We start from the raw sequence: 5,341 nt of genomic DNA, 5'->3' as shown, positions 1-5,341 counted from the left end.
ATCCGGCACTGGGCGAACGGTGGCCCGACGGTGATGAGCAACCTGGTCCTGCTGTGCCGTTCGCATCATCGGTTGATGCACCGGAAATCCGGGTTCGTCGGGAAATGGGAGATTCGGATCGGTGTCGACAACAAGCCGTGGTTCATTCCGCCGCCCTCGATCGACCCGCAGCAGCACCCGCGGCCGGCGAACACCACCTTCAAAACCTGAAGGGTCAAACCTTTTCGGTGACAACAAAAACGACCAGCTTCGCATCGGCATGGACCCGATGCGGGGCTGGTCAGTGGTGCTTGGAGAAAACGTGCTTGGAGAAAACGCGTCAGAAGATGCTCTGCGTGCGCCAGAGATCCGAGACGGAAACCCCGACACGCTCGAGAAGTGTTCGTACCAAAGGTAATCCGATACCGATGACACTCGAGGGATCACCCTCGATTCTCTCCACGAACCAGCCGCCGAGACTGTCGAGCGTGAATGCTCCGGCAACTTGGAGCGGCTCGCCCGTTGCCAGGTATGCCTCGAGATCTTCGGTGGACGGTTGCGCGAAATGAACCACTGTTGCGCTGTGATCCGAGGCCATGCGAACGATGCGGCCGTCGGCGACGCGCAGGACACAGTGCCCGGTCAAGAGAGTGGCGCTGCGTCCGGCCATTGCGGCCCATCGCTTTCGGGCGATATCGACGCTGCCCGGCTTGCCTTGAAGTTGCCCGTCGATCAGGAGCATCGAATCGCACCCGACAACGACCACGTCGGTGAGATTGTCGGCGGCGAGGCCGGGGACGATCTCGGCGGCCTTGGCCTCCGCCAGCACCGTCACGACTTTTTCGGGGGCGGCGTCGGGGCCGAGGTTGTCGGCGATCTTGTCCTCGTCGACACCGGAGACACGCACAAGCGGCGAAACCCCGGCCGCCCGCAGAACTGCGAGGCGAGCCGGGGACGCTGAAGCTAGAACCAGTTGAGTCACGTCAGCAGAGTGATCGTCAGCTGCGACGGATCGCGGGGTTCAGGTACGCGTACGGCGAGAACGGCGCACGCGTGCGGTGGAACTGAGTCGGATCGCCCCAGGTCTCCGCGGGAACGTTCGACTCGGGAGCTTGACCGCTGGCGGCAGCCGCAGCAAGCACGCTGACCAGTGCCGCGATCTCGACGTCGGTGGGCGAACCCTTGACGATCTTGATGACCGACGCGTCGGAGGTCGACGTCTCGGTCAGCTCCGTGAGCGAAGCATCCGTCGCGGTTCCCTCGACGACCGCACCGTTGGTCGGTGCAGTCTCCGCCAGTGCGACATCTTCGCTGAGAATGTCCTCGGTGGTTGCGGTCATAGGGGAATGTTCCCATGCTTCTTGGGCGGAAGGGAAACGGCCTTGCGCTCGAGCAGTCGCAATGCGGAAACGATCTGCCCGCGGGTGTGCGACGGAGGAATGACAGCGTCGACGTATCCGCGCTCAGCGGCGACGTACGGGTTGACGAGGGTGTCCTCGTACTCGTTCTGCAGCTTGAGGCGCAATGCATCGACGTCTTCGCCGTTCTTCGCGGCTTCGAGAAGCTGCTTGCGGTAGACGAATCCGACTGCTCCGGATGCACCCATGACGGCGATCTGAGCGGTCGGCCATGCCAGGTTCACGTCGGCGCCCATGTGCTTGGAGCCCATGACGTCGTACGCTCCGCCGTACGCCTTGCGGGTGATGACCGTGATTTTGCCGACCGTTGCTTCTCCGTATGCGTAGAGGAGCTTCGCGCCGCGGCGGATGATGCCGTTGTATTCCTGCTCGGTTCCGGGGAGGAAACCGGGAACGTCGACGAGGGTGATGATCGGGACGTTGAACGCGTCGCAGGTACGCACGAAGCGAGCGGCCTTCTCCGAGGCGTCGATGTCGAGGCAGCCCGCGAACTGGGTGGGCTGGTTGGCGACGATGCCGACCGAGCGTCCGTCGACGCGACCGAAACCGACGATGATGTTCATCGCGCGCTCGGCCTGGACCTCGAGGAACTCGTCGTCGTCGAGGATGCGACGGATGACCTCGTGCATGTCGTACGGCTGGTTGGCCGAATCCGGGATCAGGGTGTCGAGTTCGATGTCCTCGGCGGTCAGGCTGTCTTCGATCGAACCGACGATCGGGTCGGTGATCTCGCCGCGGGGAGCTGCTGCCTGGTTGTTGGACGGCAGGTAGCTGAGCAAGTCCTTGACGTAGTCGAGTGCGTCCTGCTCGCCGGAAGCGACGTAGTGGGCGACGCCGGACTTGACCATGTGGGTGCGAGCACCGCCGAGGTCTTCCATCGTGACGTCTTCACCGGTGACCGTCTTGATGACGTCGGGGCCGGTGACGAACAGCTGGGAAGTCTCGTCGACCATCACGACGAAGTCGGTCAGTGCGGGGGAGTAGACGTGGCCGCCGGCGGCGGGTCCCATGATCAGTGAGATCTGGGGGATGACACCCGAGGCCTGGACGTTGCGGTGGAAGATCTCGCCGTAGAGGCCGAGCGAGACGACGCCTTCCTGAATGCGCGCGCCTGCACCTTCGTTGATGCCGACGAGGGGCCGTCCGGTGCGGATCGCGAGGTCCATGACCTTGACGATCTTCTCACCGTAGATTTCGCCGAGCGATCCGCCGAAAACGGTGGCGTCCTGTGAGAAGACACAGACGTCGCGGCCGTCGATGGTGCCGTAACCGGTGACGACGCCGTCGCCGACCGGGCGGTTGTCAGCGAGACCGAAGTTCACACTTCGGTGCCGTGCCAGTGCGTCGAGTTCGACGAAGGAGCCCTCGTCGAGGAGGGCGGTGATGCGCTCGCGGGCGGTCAGCTTGCCTTTGGCGTGCACCTTGTCGATGGCGGCTTCGCCGCTCGGTGCCTGCGCCTGGGCTTGGCGATTCCGCAGGTCCGCGAGCTTTCCCGCGGTCGTGTGGATATCGGGTGCGGCCGCCGCCTCCGGCGCGTTCGGCTCTTGGACAGTGGTCATGGACGTGAGCTTAACGAGAGTGCGTGGGGGGCTTCGAAGGCAGGTCCGATTGTCGCTGTCTTGCAGGCTCAAGCTACTGACCAGTACATTCTCGCCGTCGTCATAGGCTGGGGCTATGTGGACCGACTTGAACCGACCGCCCCTCGACGGCAATGCCCTACGACGCGCACTCGTGCGCAGTGACAACGACGACGCGCGCGTTTTCTGGAACCGCCTCGACGTTGTCGAGGAGACCGGTTCGACGAACGCGGATCTCCTTGCGCGAGCGGCAGATCCGGATGCCGACCGTCACGTTCTGATCGCCGAATATCAGGCGAGTGCCCGTGGCCGTCATTCGCGCACCTGGGTGAGTCCGCCGCAAGCGCAGATCTCGATGTCGGTTCTGCTGTCGATGCCCGGAATGAATCTCGCGGACATGGGTTGGCTCCCGCTACTGTCGGGAATCGCGGTCGTCGACGCGCTGCGCAACGTGGCCGAAGTGCCCGCAGAACTCAAGTGGCCGAACGACGTTCTCATCGGTGACAAGAAGGTCGCCGGCATTCTGGCCGAGGTGGCGAGGACGGCGCCCGATCCCGCGGTGGTGGTGGGGATCGGGCTGAACGTGAGCCTCGGCGTCGAGGAGCTGCCCGTCCCGACCGCTACGTCACTGCTGATCGAAGAAGCATCGACTGTCGACCGCGACACTCTCGTTCGCGCAATCGCCCGTGAATTGGCGACGCAATTCCGTGCTTGGGAATCGTCGAAATGGGATACATCTGTGTTGGCTGCCGAATACCGGCAGCGCTGCGGGACGCTGGGCAAACGAGTCCGCGCGGTTTTGCCGGGCGACAAGGAGGTGTTCGGTATCGCGACCGACGTCGACACTTCCGGACGCGTCGTCATCGAAATCGAGGGAACAGATGGGGAGACCTTTGCGGTCGCAGCGGGTGATATCACGCACCTTCGCGCCGCCCCGGTCACCGAATCGTGAACGTTGCCGGATTTTCTGGCACCAAAGTGCTAATTTTTGGCCCGGACCGGTTTTCGAACCAACCGTCCGTCCTTCATTTCACTCAACTGCGGGATTTACCGAGCTGCCTAGGGGCGTCATGACCACACCGATCGTTGTTCCGACCGAAGCCGAGACGGCCGAGAGCGCTCGCCGCGTACTCACCGGCGTGACGGTGCTGCTCGGTGTCCTCACATTGGGCCTGGGTATCGCGGTACTCGCATGGCCGGATGCCACGCTGTTCGTGGTCGCGGTTGTCATTGCGATCCAGCTGTTCGGATTCGGAATCGTCCAGATCATCCGTTCGTTCGCGGACGTGACGGCTTCGGGTGGAACTCGGACGCTCGTCGCGATCTCCGGCGCGTTGGCAGTGCTCCTCGGATTCCTGGTTCTCCGTAGCCCTCTGCAGACGGTGGTTCTGATCGCATTGGTGATCGGTGCCTGGTGGGTATTCCGTGGCGTTCTCGATCTGGTCGACGCGGCGTCCGGGCACACCGTCGATCGCGGTCTGTCGATCGTGCTCGGAGTCATCAGCATCGTCGCGGGTGCAATCGTCCTTCTGCAGCCCGAACTCTCGCTCGACGTCTTCCGCATCGTGGTCGGCGTGTGGATGGTGCTGTACGGCATCATCATCGTCGTGACCCCGTTGGTGCTGCGAAAGATCGCGCAGCCCTGAGCGTTGCCCTGAAGGCGGGTGTGCCTGAAAGTCGGTGTGCCTGAAAGTCGGTGTGCCTGAAAGTCGGTGCGGGGTGGCAGACTTCCCGTCATGGGATATCCCGAAGACGCCCTCGCTCAGGACGAGGAACTGATACTGCATCGCCATCCTCATTGGAAGATGTTGGTGCTTCCGGCGCTGACGTTCGTGCTTGCGACGGCCGTCGCCGGGTTCTTGTTGGGCCTCGCACAGACGAGATTGGACGGCACGGCTCGCACCGTGTCGTCCATTGCCGTCGGAATCATCTGGCTCGGTGTCGTGGCCTGGCGATCGGTTGCGCCGTTCACGGTCTGGAAGTTCACGCATTTCATCGTCACCGATCGGCGAGTGCTCATCCGCCACGGAGTGCTCACGCACACGGGTATCGACATTCCCATGGGGCGGATCAGCAATGTTCAGTTTCGTCACGGCCTGATCGATCGAATGCTCAAGACCGGAACTCTGGTCATCGCATCTGCCAGTGACGATCCGCTCGAGTTCGACGACATTCCTGACGTCGAGCACGTTCACGCCCTGCTGTATCACCAGGTTTTCGATTCCATGCAGCAGCCACCCTCGCAGGCACCGCAGTGGCCGTCAGGTGAAAACGACGACCCGAACGATCGAAATGGCTGGTAATCAACGTGCAAAGGCGTGTTGTCCGTAGTCTGTTCGTGTGACTGCCGTATTGCTAGCCGAAGAC

At 62.9% G+C, this 5,341-nt stretch carries 6 protein-coding genes and 1 pseudogene; 4 read left to right on the top strand and 3 right to left on the bottom strand.

Annotated features, from left to right (window positions below; genetic code table 11):
* Positions 1-210, top strand: a pseudogene (locus RWT78_RS27920) (HNH endonuclease signature motif containing protein); the annotation flags it as partial.
* Between the two features lie 109 nt (positions 211-319).
* On the opposite strand, the gene RWT78_RS27915 reads toward RWT78_RS27920, so the two are convergent.
* From RWT78_RS27915 to RWT78_RS27905, 3 genes are read right to left on the bottom strand one after another with little or no spacing between them, the layout of a single operon-like run.
* Entirely contained in the window at positions 320-961 is a 642-nt protein-coding gene (locus tag RWT78_RS27915; RefSeq protein WP_007731146.1) for a nucleoside triphosphate pyrophosphatase, read from the bottom strand.
* 16 nt (positions 962-977) lie between these two features.
* Complete coding sequence (locus RWT78_RS27910; protein WP_314682464.1) at positions 978-1,319, bottom strand: acyl-CoA carboxylase epsilon subunit; 342 nt, start codon at positions 1,317-1,319, stop codon at positions 978-980.
* A complete protein-coding gene (locus tag RWT78_RS27905) occupies positions 1,316-2,956 on the bottom strand; it encodes an acyl-CoA carboxylase subunit beta (protein WP_314682461.1) in 1,641 nt (546 codons plus the stop codon). The genes RWT78_RS27910 and RWT78_RS27905 overlap by 4 nt, the downstream gene beginning before the upstream one ends.
* Positions 2,957-3,071: 115 nt before the next feature.
* Here RWT78_RS27905 and RWT78_RS27900 point away from each other — a divergent pair, with 115 nt between their 5' ends.
* The 3 genes from RWT78_RS27900 to RWT78_RS27890 all read left to right on the top strand — a co-directional run bounded on the left by RWT78_RS27900 (position 3,072) and on the right by RWT78_RS27890 (position 5,277).
* On the top strand, positions 3,072-3,926 hold the full coding sequence (locus RWT78_RS27900) for a biotin--[acetyl-CoA-carboxylase] ligase (RefSeq protein WP_003940755.1): 855 nt from the start codon (positions 3,072-3,074) through the stop codon (positions 3,924-3,926).
* Between the two features lie 118 nt (positions 3,927-4,044).
* Positions 4,045-4,620, top strand: coding sequence for an HdeD family acid-resistance protein (locus RWT78_RS27895; RefSeq protein WP_003941007.1), 576 nt, complete (start codon positions 4,045-4,047; stop codon positions 4,618-4,620).
* A gap of 90 nt (positions 4,621-4,710) precedes the next feature.
* Positions 4,711-5,277 carry a PH domain-containing protein gene (locus RWT78_RS27890; RefSeq protein ID WP_003941034.1) on the top strand — a complete coding sequence of 189 codons (567 nt, stop codon included), beginning with the start codon at positions 4,711-4,713 and terminating at the stop codon, positions 5,275-5,277.
* Positions 5,278-5,341: the final 64 nt, after the last annotated feature.

Source organism: uncultured Rhodococcus sp., assembly GCF_963525155.1.
Classification (GTDB): Bacteria; Actinomycetota; Actinomycetes; order Mycobacteriales; family Mycobacteriaceae; genus Rhodococcus_F; species Rhodococcus_F qingshengii.
Note: the sequence above shows the minus strand (reverse complement) of the source record. Positions and strands in the feature narration are given on the sequence as shown.